Below are 16,880 nucleotides of genomic sequence, written 5' to 3'. Positions count from 1 at the left end.
GATCCCGCGCGGCCGCGCCGCCTTCGTGCAGGAATTCGCCGAGAACCCTTGACAGAGGGCAGCTTGGCTCTATAAGCGCCGGCCATTGATCGCACGATCGGGCATCCGCAATGGCTGACACTTTGAAGTTCACCGAGGACCACCTCTGGATCCGCGTGGAGGGCAAGCGAGCCCAGCTCGGAATCTCGGAGTACGGCCAGAGTGAGCTCGGCGAAGTGATCGCCATCGAGATGCCCGATGTCGGCGACGAAATGGAGAAGGGTGAGCCGTTCGGCGAAGTCGAGTCGGTTCGCACGGTCTCGGAGCTCATCTCGCCGCTGTCGGGCACCGTCACCGCGATCAACACCGAGCTCGAGGACCAGCCGCGCATCGTGAACGAGGACCCGTTGCACGAGGGCTGGCTCGTCGAGATCGAGCTGGCCGACGAAGCGGAACTCGAAGACCTGATGGACCTCGACGAGTACGAGGAATTCGCGTCGGGCGAGCGAGAGGGCTGAGACCTATTGCGTCGCGGGCTTGGCGGGGCGGCGGAATCGATAGACGACTTCGTTGGGGCGAACGAGCCCCAGCTCGCGGCGCGCGATCGATTCGAGAAACCGGTCGTCGGTCTTCAGCCGCTTCACTTGATCGCGGAGGCTCGTGTTCTGCTGCAGGAGCGCGACGGCTTCTTCGCCGAGGCGCTGTCGCTCGGCGCGCAGCGCCAGCAGGTGGGTCACGCCGTCGTGTCCGGCGACCGCGGAGTACGCGACCGCTGCGATCGCGAGCAACAGCAGTCCCGTGACCGCGTGGCCTCCACTCCACCGCACCGCCATCGCTCGTAACGGAAAGCCTGCAGGGAGGCAATGGTTCCGCGTAGAACACTCTGTCGGAGCGGCATCGAGCGATGCGAGAACGACATTCTATGGCCGGATTCTTCCCGAACGACGTGGGGCAATTTTAAAAATATTTTTCCAAAACGGTGGTCGTCGCTTGACTATTGCACGAATGCGCCTCTATACTCCGTCGTGGATGAGGTAGTGGAGGGGAGGCGGTTCTCGCCTGGGAACGGCTGGAGGTCAGCTACGAGCGGCCTCCCAACAGGAGGATTAGGGTATGGCAAGGAAGAAGGCGAGCAAGGCGAAGAAGAAGGCTCCGGCAAAGAAGAAGGCCGCGAAGAAGAAGAAGTAACACCCGCAGCCCAGCGGGCTGCGCTTCTGTTTGCTAGGCACGTAGCAACGTAGTTTCGAGTTATCTTCTCTCAGGCGAGAGCGGGCCCACCGTGGGTCCGGAGAAAGGCCCTCAGGCGAAACGCCGAGGGCCTTTTTCGTGGGCGACGTTCGGCGTATGGCGCGATCGGCGATGCTCGTGACGGTGCAGATCCATCCCGAGGGACCCCGATATGGGGCGTCGCTCGTCTTTCTGCCCGGCCTGTGGGTCGGATCGGACGTGTGGCGGGGACCCGCGACGTTCTTCGGCCACCGGGGGTGGCAGGGGACGCTGGTCGACCTGCGCGGCGTGCCCGGGGGGATCGCCGCGCGGGGCCGGGCGGTCGCCGAGATCGTCTCGCGGATCCCGGGCCGCGTCGTGCTGGCCGGGCACGACGCGGGGGCGCTGGTGGCGCTCGCCGCGGCCGGGCACGAGTCCGTCGCTGCTCTGGTGCTCGTGTCACCCCTGGTCGCCGGGAGTGCGGCGACGCACACGCTCACATGGTCCTGGGGACTCGTCTGGGCGGCGATGCGACGACGGCTCGTCGCGCCGCCCCGGGGTCCGCTCGCGGACGCCGCCTTCGCCGACCTCCCGGAGACGTTCCGTCGGACGCTCGCATCGGACGACGCGGCGACCGTGGCGGAGATCGGGCGACGCGACCGCTTGGAGCGTCCCGCCACTCTCCCTCCGACCTTGATTCTGCACGGCGATGCGGACCCGCTGCTGCGCCCGCACGATGCACGTCGGCTCGCCGAGGATCTCGGAGCCGATGCGCGCGAACTCTCCGGTGCCGGTCATTGGCCGATCGCGGGACCGGCCTGGCAGACATGCGTCCGCCAGGCGCACCGCTGGCTCGTGCAACGTCTCGGGGAGGGGCTGCTGGAACTCTACCCGGAGGCGATGGCCGAGCGCGACGACGCGGACGAAGAGCCGTCCTGACGCGCGCCGGTACGGATCACGCTTTGGGATCGAGGAACGTGTGGAGCCCGCACTCGACCTTGCCGGTCCCGGCCCACCGGCCGTCGCGCTCGTTCTCGCCCGGCAGCACCGGGCGCGTGCATGGTGCGCAGCCGATGCTCGCGTAACCCTGATCGAAGAGCGGATGCGTCGGGATGCCGTGTCGCTCCATGTAATGGAACGTCTCGCGCGAGGTCCACGACAAGAGCGGGTTCACCTTGTGCAACGACCCCTGGAACGCCTCGATGGCGCGCAGGCTCTGTCGTGTGGCGGCCTGATCGCGCCGGCGGCCGTTGATCCAGGCCCGCACGCCGGGGAGGAAGCGCTTCAACGGCTCCACCTTGTTGATGTGGCAACACAGGTCGGGGTTGCGGGCGTACAGATCGAGACCGTGCTCCTTGGCGAACTGGTCGCGCGGCACGATGGGGAGCAGCTCCACGAGCTCGATGCCGAAGCGGCGCTGGATCTCGTCCCGGTAGGCCAGGGTCTCGGGGAAGTGGAAGCCGGTGTTGATGAACGCGACCGGAACCTCGGGCGCAATCTCCCGCAGCATGTGTGCGAGGACCACGCCGTCGTGCTGGAACGAGCAGGTGAGGATCACGTGTGGCCGGAACTGCTTCCAGGTCCACTCGAGGATGGCCTCCGGCGTTGCCCCCTCGAGCTCGCGGTTCGCCGCCTCAACGTCGAGCGCAGGCTCGGGCGCGCGGGCGGCAGCGGACATCGATCGACGCTAACACACGGTGATTTCACCAGCAACGCGCACGTGCGATGTTCCGCCGTGCGCGCCGGCGCCGGACCGATCGCTACGCGACGTGCAGGTTGCGACGCGGGACGTCGCGCAGCAGGACGTCGTCGGGCGAGTCGGACGGCTCGCTCGTGAGCAGCCGCTCGAGGCCCTCTCGGACCTCCTTGCGCGTCATCTGCACGCCGTAGCTCTGCAGGATCTGCTTGATGAGCTCGTAGTGCGACTCGACGGTCTCGGTGACCGACAGATACCCGTGTGCACCCGCGCTGCGGCCGGCCCACAGGTTCAGCGGCGCCATCTTGAAGAACGTGAGATCGCTCTCCGCCGGCTCGACGAGGATGATGTCGCCCTGGAAGTGCGGATCGTCCTGGTACTGTCGGATGCCGAGCTGGAGCCGCGAGTGCAGGAGCGTGCGGAAGACCTGGTTCAGCACCGTCAGCATGCCCTGGTCGGCGAGCGGCCGTCCTTCGAGCGTGTAGCGGTTCTGCTCGGGCCGGAAGCGCCGCACGACGCGGTTCGAGAACGGGCGGAACGGGTTGTAGCAGATGATGAGATCGGCGCCGTGCTCGATCGCGACGTCGATGTTGGCCGTGCGCCGCACGCCGCCGTCGACGTAGTCGACGCCTTTCAGCCGCGCCGGCTTGTAGAAGCCGGGGAGGGCAGTCGACGCCTGCACGGCTTCGGAGATCGTGAGAGAGCTGTCCTCGTCGTGGCCGAAGACGGCGCGCTCGGCGGTGTCGAGGTTCATCGCGACGATGTACAGCTCGACGCCGCGCGTGCGGTACAGGACGCGGAAGTCGTTCGTCATCCCGCACCGCTCGATGTTCGAGCGCAGGTAGCGCTCGAGCGTCGCGTTGTCGAAGAGGCCCGACGGCAGGTAGGCGAGCGGGAACGGGAACTCGCGCGCGGAGCCGATCGCGTCGATCACCGGGTTCACGCACTCGAGCAGGTTGTCGAGCGACGGCTCGCGCCGTGCGCGCGTGACGGCGTCCTCGAGATTGCGGATGAGGCCCGGCGTCTGGACCAGGAAGTCGTAGACGAGCCCCGGGACGTACGAAACCATGTCCACCAGGAACTCGACCGGCTTCCAGAGGAACTCGTTCAGGTTGAGGTTGTAGAAGTCGCTCGGGAGGAGCTGCGTGAAGTCGGCCGACGTGCCTTCGAGTGACTTCAACATCTCGACGGGCGTCACGCCACCGGCGAGCGGCGCGGCGAGGAACGATCCGGCCGACAGACCGACGTAGACGTCGAAGTCCGTCGTCTTGCGGTTCACCATGAAGTCGTCGAGCGCCTTCAGGCCGCCCAGCTTGTAGGCGCCGCCGGTGACGGCGCCTCCGGCGAGCACGAGCGCGACGCGCGGGTTGCGCTTGCGCGCTGTCAGATCGCTCTTGTGGACGATCGTCAGCCCCATGGCCCCCCCGTGACTGCTTTCGCCCCCTGGCTGGAGCGCCGCGTCATTTGATCTCTATTACAGCACTGCTGCCGCTACGAGCAAGCCGATTCTGCACTCGGGCAGGTAGGGAAAACACTTAGGGGGCAGGAACTTAGGATTCAGAACCTCGGCGGGGTGGTCCGTAATGCCTGATCAGACGCGGCCAAGGCCCCCGGTGTGTCGATGTTGAACCAGCGCGCCGTCGTCACGAAACCGAAGAGCGGCGCCCCGGCAGCCAGCATGCGGGGATACGTTTCACGCATGATGCTGAACACCGTGTCGGGTCCCATGTAGTCGAAGATCGTCGGCTCGAGGACGTGGAGCCCCGGGAACATGAAGCCGCGCAGCCCGAGCCGCGCGGCGCCCGGCGGCAGCCCGACGACGCGACGTACGCGATCGTCGTCGTCGAGCTCGATGAGGCCGAACCGATCGGCATCGGGATCCGGGCGCACGGCGATCGTAGCGACGCCGCCGCGCGCGCGGTGGAAGTCGACGACGTCCTGCAGGGGGAGATCGAGGAGGCTGTCCCCGTTCACGACCACGAACGTCTCTCCGGCCAGGAGGGGGGCCGCGTGGAGGATGCCGCCGCCGGTGTCGAGGATCGTCTGCTCGCGCGAGTAGCGGACCATGAGGCCGAAGCGGTGTCCGTCGCCGACGTGCCGTTCGATCAGGTCGCCCAGGTAGTGGAGGTTGATGACGACCTCGCGGATGCCGCCTGCATGAAGGAAAGCGAGGACGTGTTCGAGGAAGGGCCGCCCGGCGACGGGGGCCAGGGGCTTCGGGATCGTGTGCGTGAGTGGTGCGAGCCGCGTGCCCCGACCGGCCGCGAGCACCATCGCGCGCCGGATCACGCGACGAGCTCCGGGGTCCAACGTCGCAGCATCGGCGCGGCCGCGCCCAGGTCGGGCAGCTCGCGCAGCATGCGGCCGCCGACGGCGTAGACCGACGGGAGGTACGCGAGATAGCCGGGACGCTTGTTCACGACCTCCAGCAGGTAGAACCGGCCGATCACTTTGAAGACGTGCTGGAGCGCGCAACGCCGGTAGCGGTCGGCGAATCCCGGCGGGACGGGAAGCCCCGCGGCCGCCCGGCCGGTCTCGAAGCGCGCGACCAGCTCGCCCTCGAGCGCGGCATCGACGCGGCGCTCGGTCGTCCGATCGGTCAGGAGCTGGGCCAGGTCGAACGCGTCGGGCGCGACGAGGGCGTCCTGGAAGTCGATCACGCGCAGGCGGCCGTCCTGCACGTGCAGGTTCCACGCCATGTAGTCGCGATGCGAGAGGGTCCACGGGCCCTCGACGAACGGCCTGACGACGGGATCGAGCGCGGCGAGGATCGCGGCGCGGTCGTCGGCCGGCAGCGTGATGCCGTGGCGGGTCTCGATCCCGTGGTCGACGTAGTGCGCGAGCTCCGCGCGCGCGAGCGCGGCATCGAACCGGCGGCCGAAGGCGAAGCAGCGAGCATCGGGCGCCGTCGCGCCGACGACCTGGAGCCGCACCAGCTCGTCGACCGCCGCGGCGAAGAGCGTGGCCGTGCGCGACGGGTCCGCATCGACCGCGGCCCAGAGCGTCGTGTCGCCGACGTCCTCGATGAGGAGCAGCCCGTCCTCGCGCGAGCGATCGGCGTGGATCGCCGGCACGGTGAAGCCGTGCGCCGTGAGATAGCGCGCGACGTTCACGAACGGCAGCTCGTCCAGCGGGGCGCCGCCGCCGAGCTCGTCGGCGCCGCCGACGAAGCGTCCCTCGCCGAGGAGCATCGCGACGCAGGACGCAACCGGCGCGTCGCCGAGACGGACACGCGCGTAGCGGCGGCTCGATGCGTCGCCGTGCAGCGCCTCGATCGCCCCCACGGACGCGCGCGCTCCGAACGCGTCGCGCACTGCGCGCTCGATGCGCGCGCGCTCGGCCTCGTCGGGCATCGCGGAGCGATAGTAAAGGCCATTTCGCGTGTCAACGCGACGTGCCGACGGCGCGCGTCCGGTTGACACACAGAGGGCGTCGTCATACCTAGCGCGGGTTTCGTCATGCACCGCGAGTACGTTCCGGTCTTGCTCACGTTCGCCGTCGCCGGCGTCGTACCCGCGCTGTTTCTCGCCGTGAGCCGCTTCCTCGGGCCGCGCAAGCCGACCGCGATCAAGTCCGAAGCGTTCGAGTGCGGCAACCCGTCGAGCGGTCCGGCGTGGGGTCGCTTCTCCGTCAAGTTCTACCTGACCGCGATCCTCTTCATCGTGTTCGACGTCGAGGTCGTTTTTCTCTACCCGTGGGCGTTGCTGTTTCGGCGACTCGGGATGTTCGGGTTCGTCGAGATGATGGTCTTCGTGGCCATCCTGACGCTCGGGCTCGCGTATGTCTGGCGGAAGGGCGCCCTCGAATGGGATTGACGCCGGAGGATCTGCTCGCGCGGGTGAGCGTGCTGCTGCCGCACGCGACCGCGCTGCCGCTCGCCGACACGCGCGGCCAGGCGGTCGTCATGGTCGCGGTCGACCGCGCCGAGGCGTCGCTGCGCGCGCTGCGCGACGAGCCCGCGCTCCGCTTCGACTTCCTCGCCGATCTCTCCGCGGTCGACTACCTCGGTCGCACGCCGCGCTTCGAGGTCGTCTACCAGCTGGCGTCGCACCCGCACCACCACCGGTTGCGCGTCAAGGTGGCGGTGGACGGGCCCGAGCCGGTCGTGCCGACGGCAAGCGGCCTCTGGAAGAGCGCGCTGTGGGCCGAGCGCGAGGCCTTCGACATGTTCGGCATCCGCTTCGACGGGCATCCGGACCTCCGCCGCATCCTCATGTATCCCGAGTTCGAGGGGCACCCGCTGCGCAAGGACTATCCGCTGAACCAGCGCTGGCCGCTCGTACCCGAGCGCGATCCCATCACCGAGCCCTGGTTCCCGCGCACGGAGGGACGCTAGCCGTGCGGCGCGTTCCCGGATCGACGGCACCCGAGCAGTTCTACGAGAACCAGCGCGGCGACGACGAGATCATGGAAATCCAGATGGGGCCGTCGCACCCCGCGTCGCACGGCACCATCAAGTTCAACCTGAAGCTCGACGGCGAGACCATCGTCGAGGTCGACGTCGAGATCGGGTACCTGCACCGCGGCTTCGAGAAGATGTGCGAGCAGGGGACGTGGAACCACTGCTTCCCCTACGCCGATCGTCTGAACTACGCCTCGCCGCTCCTGAACAACGTCGGGTTCGCGCTCGCCGTCGAGAAGCTCGCCGGCCTCGAGACGCCCGAGCGCTGCCAGTACATCCGCGTCATTGCGGGCGAGATCTCCCGCATCGCCGACCACCTCACGTGCCTCGGCATGGGCGCGAGCGAGGTCGGCGCGCTGTCGGCCGCCTTCTACATGCTGGAGGCGCGCGAGTTCCTCTACGACCTCGTCGAGGCCATCACCGGCGCACGGCTCACGGTCACGTACTGCCGCCTGGGCGGGGTCACGAACGACCTGCCGCACGACATGCGCGAGCGGACGACGAAGGCATTCGCGAGCGTCCGCAACGTCGTCCGCGACTGCGACAAGCTCCTGTCGCGCAACCGCATCTTCGTCGATCGCATGGCCGGCGTCGGCAAGCTCGCGCGCGACGAGGCGATCTCGCTGGGACTCACGGGGCCGCTCCTGCGGGCGGCCGGCGTCGAGTACGACGTGCGCAAGGCGTACCCGTACCTCGTCTACGATCGGCTCGACTTCATGGTTCCGACCGGTTCCAACGGCGACAACTACGATCGCTTCATGGTCCGCATGGTCGAGATCGAGCAGAGCATGCGCATCGTCGAGCAGGCCCTCCAGCAGATCCCCGAGGGACCGGTGACGGCGACCGACCCGCGCTTCGTCCTGCCGCCGAAGAACGAGGTCTACGGCTCGATCGAGGGCCTGATGAACCACTTCAAGCTCGTCATCGAGGGTCAGAAGGTCCCGGCCGGCGAGGTCTACGTCGCGACCGAGGGCGGCAACGGCGAGCTCGGGTTCTACCTCGTCTCCGACGGCAGCGGGCGTCCGTATCGGGTGCGCGTCCGCCCGCCCTGCTTCTACGCCATGGGCGCGATCGGACGGATGCTCCAGGGTGCCATGATCGCCGACGTCATCACGACCTTCGGGCAGGTGAACATGATCGGAGGCGAGTGTGACCGCTGAGCCCGCGAGCCCGCGCTTCTCGGACGCCGCGCTCGCCGAGTATCGCGAGATCCTCACGCGCTATCCCACCCGCCGCGCCGCGCTCATGCCGACGTTGTGGCTCGCGCAGCGCGAGTTCGGCTGGCTCTCCGAGCCGGTGCAGGCCTACGTGGCCGAGCTGATGGAGCTGCCGCTCGCGTGGGTCACGTCGGTCGCCTCCTTCTATACGATGTACTGGAAGGAGCCGGTCGGGCGCTGGCACCTCCAGCTCTGCCGGAACCTGCCGTGCGCGCTCCGCGGCGCGGGCGAGCTCCGCACGCTCATCCACGACACCCTCGGCATCCGCCACGGCGAGAAGACGGCCGACGGCCGGTTCTCGTTCGAGGAGGTCGAGTGCCTCGCTTCGTGCGGAACGGCGCCCGTGATCCAGATCAACAACGGCGCCTACCACGAGGGCCTCGACGTCGAGAAGGTCCGCGCGCTCCTCACGCGGCTGGCGAGCGAATAGGCGTGCTCGCCGACCTCCTCATCGACGTCGCGCGCGTCGTGTTCATCATCCTGCTCGCGGTGCAGCTGGTCGCCTTCGGCGGCTTCTGCGAGCGCAAGATCAGCGCGCTGATCCAGGACCGCATCGGGGCGAACCGCGCGTCCATCTTCGGCTTCGCGGGCATGGGACTCATCAACACGTTCGTCGCCGACCCGATCAAGTGGCTCCTGAAGGAGGACGTCCGCATCGTGGGGACCGACCGCCTCCTCCATTTCTGGGCGCCGGTCGTGAGCCTCGTCATGGCGCTCGTCCCGTTCGCGGTGATCCCGTTCGGCAACGAGCTCGTCGTGGGCGACCGCCACATCAACCTGCAGGCGGCGCCGCTCGGCGTCGGCGTCCTCTACGTCCTGGCCATGGTGTCGCTCGGGGTCTACGGCGTCGTGCTGGGCGGCTGGGCGTCGAACAACCGCTGGGCGCTCCTCGGCAGCGTGCGCGGCTCGGCGCAGATGATCTCGTACGAAATCGCGATGGGCCTCGCGCTCGTGGGGGCGGTGCTCGTCTACGGCACGCTCGACCTGCAGGAGATGGTCCACGCGCAAGGGCGGCTCCTCGGTGGCTGGCTCCCCGCCTGGGGCATCATCTACCAGCCGCTCGGCTTCCTCCTCTTCTTCGTAAGCGGCGTCGCCGAATCGAAGCGCGTGCCGTTCGACCTCCCCGAGAGCGAGTCCGAGCTCATCGCCGGCTACTTCACCGAGTATTCGGGCGCCAAGCACTTCATGTTCTTCATGGCCGACTTCGTCGAGGTCGTGCTCGTGTCCGCGCTCGTCACGACCCTCTACTTCGGCGGCTGGCAGATCCCGTTCCTCGCGCCCGACGGCTTCCACTTCCCGGGCGGGGGCATCCTCCCCGTCGCGCCGCTCCTCGTGACGCTCCTGGGCGTCGTCGCCTTTACGGTGAAGATGCTGTTCTTCACCATTCTGCAGATCGTCCTGAGCTGGACGCTGCCGCGCTTCCGATACGATCAATTGATGCGGCTCGGATGGAAGGGGCTCCTGCCGATCGGGCTCGCGAACGTCGTCGTGACGGCCGGTCTGATCCTGTGGCTCGGAGGCCACGCGTGAGCGCGGCGCTCTTCCTGGTCATCGCCGTGCTCACGGTGCTGGGCGCGTTCACCGTCGTCGTCGCACGGAGCCCCGTCTACAGCGCGCTCGGCCTGGTCGGCACGCTCTTCTTCATCGCCGTGCTCTTCCTCGGCCTCGACGCGCAGCTCCTCGGCTTTCTGCAGATCATCGTCTACGCCGGGGCGATCGTCGTCCTGTTCCTGTTCGTGATCATGCTGCTGAACCTGCAAGCCGAGCTCGAGACGCTCTCGGCGCCGGCGCGGGTGGCTGCGGCGGCGCTCGGCGGACTCGCGCTGGCCGGCCTCGTCGCCTTCGGCGTCGCGCGCACGCCGCTCGGCGTGCCGGTGCTTGCCGAGGGCTTCGGCAACACCGTACCGGTGGCCGAGCGGCTCTTCACCAGCTATCTCCTGCCCTTCGAGCTGACGTCGGTCCTGCTCCTGGTCGCCATCATCGGGGCGGTCGTGATCGGCAAGAAGAGGCTCGCGTGACGGCGCCCGCGCCGCTCGCCTGGTATCTCGTCCTGTCCGCCGTGCTCTTCGGCATCGGCGTCGTGGGCGTGCTCGCGCGGCGGAACCTCATCGTCGTCTTCATGGCGATCGAGCTCATGCTGAACGCCGTGAACCTCACCTTCGTCACCTTCGCCCGCGCGCACCAGAGCATGGACGGGCACGTCATCGTCTTCTTCGTGATGGCCGTCGCCGCGGCCGAAGCGGCCGTCGGCCTCGCGATCATCCTGCAGCTCTTCCGCGCCCGCGCGACCGTCAACGCGGACGAGGTGACGACGCTCCGATGGTGACCGCCGAGCCGCTCCTGCGCTGGATCGTCCTGCTGCCGGCGCTCGGGTTCCTGTGGAACGCGACCGTGGGCCAGCGCGCGCCGCGCACGTCCGCCGTCGTCGGCCCCGGCGCCGTGGGCGCGGCGTTCGCGATCGCAATCGTGACGGTGCTGCGGCTGCACGGGCTCGAAGGCGGCCAGGGCGACGGGCCGCCCATGCTGCACGACCTCGTCTATCGCTGGATCGAGGTGGGACCGTTCCACTCCGACGTCGCGTTCCGGCTCGACGCCATCTCCGCGATCATGGTGCTGGTCGTGACCGGCATCGGCTTCCTCATCCACGTGTACTCGCTCGGGTACATGCACGACGACCCGTGCTTCGCGCGCTTCTTCACGTACCTGAACCTCTTCATCACGGCGATGCTCGTGCTGGTGCTCGCCGACAACCTGCTCCTGCTCTTCGTCGGATGGGAAGGCGTGGGGCTGTGCTCGTATCTCCTCATCGGCTTCTGGTACGAGGTCGAGGCCAACGCGATCGCCGGCAAGAAGGCGTTCCTCGTGAACCGCGTCGGCGACGCCTCGTTCGTGCTCGGGCTCTTCCTGCTCGTGCAGCACACCGGGACGCTCGACGTCGCCGAGCTGCAGGCCAAGGCGGGGACGCTCGCCGGCACGATGGTCGGGCCGATGACGCTGGCGACGCTCGTCTGCCTGCTCCTGTTCGGCGGCGCGACCGGCAAGTCGGCGCAGATCCCGCTCTTCGTCTGGCTGCCCGACGCCATGGCCGGTCCCACCCCGGTCTCGGCCCTGATCCACGCCGCGACCATGGTGACGGCCGGCGCCTACATGGTGACGCGCCTCTACTTCCTGTTCGATCTCGCGCCGGCCGCGCTCGCCGTCATCGCCTGGATCGGCGCGCTCACGGCCCTCGTCGCCGCCACCATCGCGATCGCGCAGGCCGACATCAAGAAGGTGCTCGCGTACTCCACCGTCTCGCAGCTGGGCTACATGTTCCTCGGCCTCGGCGTGGGCGTCACGGGCGCGGCGCTCTTCCACGTCGTCACGCACGCGTTCTTCAAGGGGCTGCTCTTCCTCGGCGCCGGCTCCGTCATCCACGGGATGCACGGCGAGCAGGACATGCAGAAGATGGGCGGGCTCCGCCGCCACATGCCGGGCACGTACTGGACGATGCTCGTGGGCACGCTCGCGATCTCCGGCGTGCCGTTCCTGTCCGGGTTCTACAGCAAGGACGAGATCATCGCCGGCGCGTTCCTCGGCCCGCATCCGCAGCCGTTGCTCGGCGTCATCGGGTACGTCGTCGCCGTGCTCACGGCGTTCTACATGGGGCGCCTCTTCTTCCTCACCTTCTTCGGCGAGGAGCGGTTCGACCATCACCACGTGCATCCGCACGAGTCGCCGTGGAGCATGCTGGGACCGCTCGTCGTGCTCGCGGTGCTGTCCGCGGTGGGCGGCGCGCTCGACGTCCCCGGGCAGGTGAACCACTTCATCGGTGCGCACCACGAGGAGGCGACGCCGTTCGGCATGCTGGTCCTCGCCGGCGCCCTCGCCTTCCTCGGCCTCGGGGCGGCGTGGTACGCGTACGTGCGGGAGCCCTCGCTCCCCGAGCAGGCGGCGACGGCGGCGGGCGGGCTCTACCGCTTCCTGCGCGACAAGTGGCGCGTCGACGAGCTCTACGACGCGATCGTCGTGCGGCCGCTCTTCGCGCTCGCCGAGTTCCTGGCCCGCATCGTCGACCCCGACTTCGTCGACGGCGCCGTCAACGGCATCGCCGACGTGGTCGCGTGGCTCTCCAGCCGCTGGCGCCGGCTCCAGACCGGCAACCTCCAACACGCCGCGCTCTCGTTCCTGGTCGGGGCGCTCGTGCTGCTCGGGTACTTCGTGGTGCACTGATGCCGCTCGTGACGCTCACCGTCTTCGCGCCGCTGGCCGGCGCGGTGCTGCTCGCGATCCTCCCGCGCGAGCACGAGCAGGGCATCCGCCGCGCGGCGTTCGCCTTCGCCCTGATCCCGTTCCTCGTCTCGCTCGGCATCCTGGACCGCTTCGTTCCCGGCACGGCGGGGTTCCAGCTGGTCGAGTCCGCACCGTGGATCCCCACCTGGGGCATCGGCTACCGCGTCGGCGTCGACGGCGTGAGCCTCTTCCTCGTCCTGCTCACGACCTTCCTCACGCCCCTCGTGATCCTCGCCGCCTGGGGCGAGAAGCGCGACCGCGTGAAGGAGTACTTCGTCCTCTTCCTCCTCCTGGAGACGGGGATGCTGGGCGCCCTCGTCGCGCTCGATCTCTTCCTCTTCTACGTCTTCTGGGAGGCGATGCTGATCCCGATGTACCTCCTGATCGGGGTCTGGGGCGGGCCGCGGCGCATCTACGCCGCCACCAAGTTCGTCCTCTACACCATGGTCGGGAGCCTCCCGATGCTGGTCGCCATCCTCTACTGCGCCTGGAGGACCAAGAGCGCGGGCGGCATGAGCTTCGACTACGAGCGCTTCCTGGCGCTCGCGCTCACGCCGAGGGAGCAGATCTGGTGCTTCGCGGCCTTCGCGCTGGCCTTCGCCATCAAGGTGCCGCTGTTCCCGTTCCACACCTGGCTGCCCGACGCGCACGTCGAGGCGCCGACCGGCGGCTCGGTCATCCTGGCGGGCGTGCTCCTCAAGATGGGGACGTACGGGCTCCTGCGCTTTGCAATGCCGCTCTTTCCGTCGGCCGTGCGCGAGGCCGCGCCGCTCATGCTGGCGCTCGCCGTCGTCGGCGTCGTGTACGGTGCGCTCGTCGCGGTCGTGCAGCCGGACGTGAAGAAGCTGGTGGCGTACTCGTCGGTCTCGCACCTGGGCTTCTGCGTGCTCGGCCTCTTCGCGCTCGAGTCGAAGGCGGTGGTCGGGAGCGTCTACCAGATGCTCAACCACGGGCTCTCGACGGGCGGGCTCTTCCTGCTGGTCGGCATGATCTACGAGCGGCGCCATACCCGCGAGATCGCGGCGTTCGGGGGACTGTGGAACGTCGTGCCGCGCTATGCGGTGGCGCTCCTCCTCGTCATGCTGGCGTCGGCCGGTCTGCCGGGACTCAACGGCTTCGTCGGCGAGTTCCTGATCCTCGTGGGATCGTTCCCGGCCTCGTGGCGCGCGACCACGGTCGCGACTTCCGGACTCGTGCTCGGCGCGCTCTACCTCCTGTGGATGTACCAGCGCGTGATCTTCGGGCCCGTGGTACACGACGAGAACCGGCGGCTGACCGATCTCAGCGGACGCGAGATCGCGGTCATCGTCCCGGTGATCGCTCTCTGCGTCGCGATGGGGTTGTATCCCGCGCCGTTCCTTTCGCGCATCGAGCCCTCGGTCGACCACATCCTCAACGACTACGTTCACCGGCAGGCGCCGGTCGCGACGCGCCTGGTCCAGGCTCCGGTGCACGAGGTGATCGAGTGATCGACGGCGCGCCGTTCGCCGCCGGCTGGCAGGTGGCCATGCCCGCGCTCGTCGCCCTCGGGGCGGCGGTCGTCGTCATGCTGGCCGATCTCGTCATGCGCGGCACCGAGCGCGACGGCGTCGCGGTGGTCGGCATCCTCGGCCTCGCGGCGACCATGGCGGTCGCGGTGTGGCTCTGGCCGCACACGGGGGAGGTGGCCGGCTTCCAGAACACGCTGCGCGCCGACCGCTACGCGCTCTTCTTCACGGTGGTCGTGTGCCTCGGCGCGGCGCTCACGATCCTCATGTCGATCGACTACCTGCGCGACCACCCGCTCGCGGGCGGCGACTACTACGCGCTCGTGCTCCTGTCGACGTGCGGCATGGTGCTGATGGCGGCCGCGAACGACCTCATCGTGATCTTCCTCGCACTCGAGATCATGTCGGTCGCGGTCTACGTCCTGGCCGGCATGCTGCGGACCGATCCGCGCTCGAACGAGGCGGCGCTGAAATACTTCTTCCTCGGCGCGTTCGCGAGCGGCTTCCTCCTCTACGGCACCGCGTTCCTCTACGGCGCGACGGGATCGACGCAGCTCGACGCGATCGGCCGCGTGGTGGCGAAGAGCCCGAGCGACCCGCTCGTGCTGGTCGGCCTGGCGCTCCTGCTCGTCGGCTTCGGTTTCAAGGTTGCCATGGTCCCGTTCCACGGCTGGATGCCCGACGTCTACGAGGGCGCGCCGACGACCGTGACCGCGTTCATGGCGGTCGGCGTGAAGGCGACGGCCTTCGCCGCGCTGGCGCGCGTGCTGGTGCTCGCGTTCCACGGCACCGGCGCGGAGCTGTCGGCCGTCCTGTGGTGGATCGCGGCGCTCACCATGACCGTCGGCAACGTGACGGCCATCTCGCAGCGAAACCTGAAGCGCATGCTGGCGTATTCCAGCATCGCCCACGCGGGCTACGCGCTCATCGGCGTCGTCACCGGCACGCCCGAGGGCGGCGCGGCGCTCTGCTTCTACCTCGCCGTCTACACGGTGATGACGATCGGGGCGTTCGCGGTTCTGATCGCGCTCGGCCGGCGCGGCGAGCCCTGCGAGTCGCTCGAGGATCTGGCCGGCGTCGGTTTCCGCCAGCCGATGCTCGGCATCGCGATGACCATCTTCATGCTGTCGCTCGCGGGCATCCCGCCGACGGCCGGCTTCGCGGGCAAGCTGGCGCTCTTCAGCGCCGCCGTGAACGCAGGCTTCGTCGGGCTCGCCATCGTCGGCGTCCTCAACAGCGTCGTCTCGGTTTACTACTACTTCGGCGTGCTCGTGCAGATGTACATGGCGCAGGGGACGCGGCCGGTGGTCGCGCTGGCACGCCGGCCCGCGCTCGCCGCGGCGATCGTCGTCGCGATGGCGCTGACGCTCGGGCTCGGGCTCGCGCCGTCGGGCACGCTCCGGCTCGCCGCCGAAGCCGTCGCGTCGCTGCGGTAGGGACCCGTCGTGGACGAGGCGACGTTCCACGCGATCCGCACCGTGGGATTCGTGGGCGCCATCACGTTCGCAGCGTTGCTGCAACGCATCCGACGTCGGGGCGCACGTACCGCTGCGAGCTGTCCCTCGACGACGAGGACCACCTTCGCCTGCGAGGCTACCTGGGCGTGCGATGGCTGGGACGAACGACCAGATGGCTGCGCGTCGGCGCTGAGCAGCGGACCTGTCGCGAGACCGCGCGATGACGACTCACGCGCGAAGCCCGGACTGGTCCAGGCGATCGAGTAGGGCCAGCAACGTCCGGTTCGCCGGCACCGCGACGCCCGCGCGTGCGGCGGCGCGCACGACGGCGCCGTTGATGGCGTCGTGCTCGAGGCGGCGGCCGCGACGGCGGTCCTGCAGCATCGAGGTCGGGAAGTCGGGCAGACCCCCCAGGCTGTCGTCGAGGACGGACTGCGTGCGCCAGCGGCGCACGGGAATGCCGAGCGCCGTCGCGGTGGCGTCGACCTCCTCCATCACCTGCACGACGAGGTCGCGGGCGCCGGGATGTGCCAGAATCTCGCGCACGGTCGCGTCGGTGAGGGTCGAGACCGCGTTGAAGCCGGCGTTCCACGCGAGCTTCTCCCAGGCCGAGACCAGGATGTCGCGCCGGAGCTGGTACGGGACGCCCGCCGCGGCGAGCGTGTCGGCGAGCCGCCGCGCGCGGGGGCTCTCGCTGCCGTCGGGCTCGCCGAAGATGATCTCGCCGCGACCGCTGTAGAAGACGGTCGCCGGGGCCGTCAGCTCGACGCCGATGCGCGTGAGCCCGACCATCAAGGGCGGGAGCCCGAGCCGCCCGGCCAGGATCGCCTCGTTCTCGACGCCGTTCTGGAGCGACAGGAGGACGGTGTCGCGATCGACGGCGGGGCGGAGCGCATCGGCTGCGGCGGGCGTGTCGTACGACTTGACGCACACGAGGACGAGGTCGGCGCGAGGCGCATCCGCCGGGTGCTCGACGGCGCGGGCCGGGTGCACCCGGATCGTCTGCTCGGGACCACCGAGCAGGACGCGCAGGCCGTCGCGACGAAGCGCCTCCAGGTTCGTGCCGCGCGCGACGAAGGTGACGTCGTGGCCGCCGCGGGCGAGCAGGGCGCCGAAGTAGCCGCCGACCGCACCGGTACCGTAGACGAGGACGTGCATGGAGGC

The 16,880-nt window shown here is 69.0% G+C and carries 19 protein-coding genes; 12 read left to right on the top strand and 7 right to left on the bottom strand.

The window, feature by feature from the left end; all coding sequences use genetic code 11:
- Positions 1 to 110: 110 nt before the first annotated feature.
- On the top strand, positions 111 to 497 hold the full coding sequence (gene gcvH, locus VMS22_20605; GenBank protein ID HXJ36445.1) for a glycine cleavage system protein GcvH: 387 nt from the start codon (positions 111 to 113) through the stop codon (positions 495 to 497).
- Between the two features lie 3 nt (positions 498 to 500).
- Here gcvH and VMS22_20600 read toward each other — a convergent pair whose 3' ends face one another.
- Together VMS22_20600 and VMS22_20595 are read right to left on the bottom strand one after the other, a co-directional pair.
- Positions 501 to 812 (bottom strand): septum formation initiator family protein, encoded by a 312-nt coding sequence (locus VMS22_20600; protein HXJ36444.1) that lies wholly within the window; start codon positions 810 to 812, stop codon positions 501 to 503.
- A 273-nt stretch (positions 813 to 1,085) separates the two neighbouring features.
- Positions 1,086 to 1,208 carry a hypothetical protein gene (locus tag VMS22_20595; GenBank protein ID HXJ36443.1) on the bottom strand — a complete coding sequence of 41 codons (123 nt, stop codon included), beginning with the start codon at positions 1,206 to 1,208 and terminating at the stop codon, positions 1,086 to 1,088.
- 115 nt (positions 1,209 to 1,323) lie between these two features.
- Between VMS22_20595 and VMS22_20590 the strand changes: the two genes are divergently transcribed.
- A complete protein-coding gene (locus VMS22_20590) occupies positions 1,324 to 2,124 on the top strand; it encodes an alpha/beta hydrolase (protein ID HXJ36442.1) in 801 nt (266 codons plus the stop codon).
- A gap of 16 nt (positions 2,125 to 2,140) precedes the next feature.
- On the opposite strand, the gene VMS22_20585 is transcribed toward VMS22_20590, so the two are convergent.
- From VMS22_20585 to VMS22_20570, 4 genes are all read right to left on the bottom strand, one after another.
- Positions 2,141 to 2,863, bottom strand: a complete 723-nt coding sequence (locus VMS22_20585; GenBank protein ID HXJ36441.1) for a phosphoadenylyl-sulfate reductase — start codon at positions 2,861 to 2,863, stop codon at positions 2,141 to 2,143.
- A gap of 82 nt (positions 2,864 to 2,945) precedes the next feature.
- The gene (locus tag VMS22_20580) at positions 2,946 to 4,298 is read right to left on the bottom strand and encodes a patatin-like phospholipase family protein (protein HXJ36440.1); all 1,353 of its coding nucleotides are present in this window, start codon (positions 4,296 to 4,298) and stop codon (positions 2,946 to 2,948) included.
- A gap of 140 nt (positions 4,299 to 4,438) precedes the next feature.
- Positions 4,439 to 5,170, bottom strand: coding sequence for an NDP-sugar synthase (locus tag VMS22_20575; protein ID HXJ36439.1), 732 nt, complete (start codon positions 5,168 to 5,170; stop codon positions 4,439 to 4,441).
- Positions 5,167 to 6,234, bottom strand: coding sequence for a phosphotransferase (locus VMS22_20570; GenBank protein ID HXJ36438.1), 1,068 nt, complete (start codon positions 6,232 to 6,234; stop codon positions 5,167 to 5,169). The genes VMS22_20575 and VMS22_20570 overlap by 4 nt, the downstream gene beginning before the upstream one ends.
- Positions 6,235 to 6,339: 105 nt before the next feature.
- Between VMS22_20570 and VMS22_20565 the strand changes: the two genes are divergently transcribed.
- The 10 genes from VMS22_20565 to VMS22_20520 all read left to right on the top strand — a co-directional run bounded on the left by VMS22_20565 (position 6,340) and on the right by VMS22_20520 (position 15,695).
- The gene (locus VMS22_20565) at positions 6,340 to 6,696 is read left to right on the top strand and encodes an NADH-quinone oxidoreductase subunit A (GenBank protein ID HXJ36437.1); all 357 of its coding nucleotides are present in this window, start codon (positions 6,340 to 6,342) and stop codon (positions 6,694 to 6,696) included.
- A complete protein-coding gene (locus VMS22_20560; GenBank protein HXJ36436.1) occupies positions 6,687 to 7,217 on the top strand; it encodes an NADH-quinone oxidoreductase subunit C in 531 nt (176 codons plus the stop codon). The genes VMS22_20565 and VMS22_20560 overlap by 10 nt, the downstream gene beginning before the upstream one ends.
- A gap of 71 nt (positions 7,218 to 7,288) precedes the next feature.
- Positions 7,289 to 8,443 (top strand): NADH-quinone oxidoreductase subunit D, encoded by a 1,155-nt coding sequence (locus tag VMS22_20555; GenBank protein HXJ36435.1) that lies wholly within the window; start codon positions 7,289 to 7,291, stop codon positions 8,441 to 8,443.
- Positions 8,433 to 8,930, top strand: a complete 498-nt coding sequence (locus tag VMS22_20550; GenBank protein ID HXJ36434.1) for an NAD(P)H-dependent oxidoreductase subunit E — start codon at positions 8,433 to 8,435, stop codon at positions 8,928 to 8,930. The genes VMS22_20555 and VMS22_20550 overlap by 11 nt, the downstream gene beginning before the upstream one ends.
- A 2-nt stretch (positions 8,931 to 8,932) precedes the next feature.
- Positions 8,933 to 10,030: a complex I subunit 1 family protein gene (locus VMS22_20545; protein HXJ36433.1), complete on the top strand. Its 1,098-nt coding sequence runs from the start codon at positions 8,933 to 8,935 to the stop codon at positions 10,028 to 10,030.
- The gene (locus VMS22_20540) at positions 10,027 to 10,518 is read left to right on the top strand and encodes an NADH-quinone oxidoreductase subunit J (protein HXJ36432.1); all 492 of its coding nucleotides are present in this window, start codon (positions 10,027 to 10,029) and stop codon (positions 10,516 to 10,518) included. Before VMS22_20545 ends, VMS22_20540 begins: the two co-directional genes overlap by 4 nt.
- Entirely contained in the window at positions 10,515 to 10,826 is a 312-nt protein-coding gene (nuoK, locus tag VMS22_20535) for an NADH-quinone oxidoreductase subunit NuoK (GenBank protein ID HXJ36431.1), read from the top strand. Before VMS22_20540 ends, nuoK begins: the two co-directional genes overlap by 4 nt.
- Positions 10,820 to 12,712 carry an NADH-quinone oxidoreductase subunit L gene (gene nuoL, locus VMS22_20530; GenBank protein HXJ36430.1) on the top strand — a complete coding sequence of 631 codons (1,893 nt, stop codon included), beginning with the start codon at positions 10,820 to 10,822 and terminating at the stop codon, positions 12,710 to 12,712. Before nuoK ends, nuoL begins: the two co-directional genes overlap by 7 nt.
- Positions 12,712 to 14,241, top strand: coding sequence for an NADH-quinone oxidoreductase subunit M (locus VMS22_20525; GenBank protein ID HXJ36429.1), 1,530 nt, complete (start codon positions 12,712 to 12,714; stop codon positions 14,239 to 14,241). Before nuoL ends, VMS22_20525 begins: the two co-directional genes overlap by 1 nt.
- Entirely contained in the window at positions 14,238 to 15,695 is a 1,458-nt protein-coding gene (locus VMS22_20520) for an NADH-quinone oxidoreductase subunit N (GenBank protein HXJ36428.1), read from the top strand. Before VMS22_20525 ends, VMS22_20520 begins: the two co-directional genes overlap by 4 nt.
- A 249-nt stretch (positions 15,696 to 15,944) precedes the next feature.
- On the opposite strand, the gene VMS22_20515 is transcribed toward VMS22_20520, so the two are convergent.
- Positions 15,945 to 16,874, bottom strand: coding sequence for a 2-dehydropantoate 2-reductase (locus VMS22_20515; protein ID HXJ36427.1), 930 nt, complete (start codon positions 16,872 to 16,874; stop codon positions 15,945 to 15,947).
- Positions 16,875 to 16,880 lie beyond the last annotated feature (6 nt).

The organism is Candidatus Eisenbacteria bacterium, from assembly GCA_035577985.1.
GTDB lineage: Bacteria > Desulfobacterota > Binatia > DP-6 > DP-6 > DATJZY01.
The sequence above is the reverse complement of the archived record's forward strand: the minus strand, read 5'-3'. Positions and strand labels throughout refer to the sequence as shown.

What these genes read in the sequence shown, in the direction of transcription:
- gcvH (HXJ36445.1), top strand. Translation starts at nt 111, where the DNA reads ATGGCTGACACTTTGAAGTTCACCGAGGACCACCTCTGGATCCGCGTG.
- VMS22_20590 (HXJ36442.1), top strand. Translation starts at nt 1,324, where the DNA reads ATGGCGCGATCGGCGATGCTCGTGACGGTGCAGATCCATCCCGAGGGA.
- VMS22_20515 (HXJ36427.1), bottom strand. Translation starts at nt 16,874, where the DNA reads ATGCACGTCCTCGTCTACGGTACCGGTGCGGTCGGCGGCTACTTCGGC.
- VMS22_20555 (HXJ36435.1), top strand. Translation starts at nt 7,289, where the DNA reads ATGGAAATCCAGATGGGGCCGTCGCACCCCGCGTCGCACGGCACCATC.
- nuoL (HXJ36430.1), top strand. Translation starts at nt 10,820, where the DNA reads ATGGTGACCGCCGAGCCGCTCCTGCGCTGGATCGTCCTGCTGCCGGCG.
- VMS22_20600 (HXJ36444.1), bottom strand. Translation starts at nt 812, where the DNA reads ATGGCGGTGCGGTGGAGTGGAGGCCACGCGGTCACGGGACTGCTGTTG.
- VMS22_20565 (HXJ36437.1), top strand. Translation starts at nt 6,340, where the DNA reads ATGCACCGCGAGTACGTTCCGGTCTTGCTCACGTTCGCCGTCGCCGGC.
- VMS22_20525 (HXJ36429.1), top strand. Translation starts at nt 12,712, where the DNA reads ATGCCGCTCGTGACGCTCACCGTCTTCGCGCCGCTGGCCGGCGCGGTG.
- VMS22_20585 (HXJ36441.1), bottom strand. Translation starts at nt 2,863, where the DNA reads ATGTCCGCTGCCGCCCGCGCGCCCGAGCCTGCGCTCGACGTTGAGGCG.
- VMS22_20560 (HXJ36436.1), top strand. Translation starts at nt 6,687, where the DNA reads ATGGGATTGACGCCGGAGGATCTGCTCGCGCGGGTGAGCGTGCTGCTG.
- VMS22_20580 (HXJ36440.1), bottom strand. Translation starts at nt 4,298, where the DNA reads ATGGGGCTGACGATCGTCCACAAGAGCGATCTGACAGCGCGCAAGCGC.
- VMS22_20570 (HXJ36438.1), bottom strand. Translation starts at nt 6,234, where the DNA reads ATGCCCGACGAGGCCGAGCGCGCGCGCATCGAGCGCGCAGTGCGCGAC.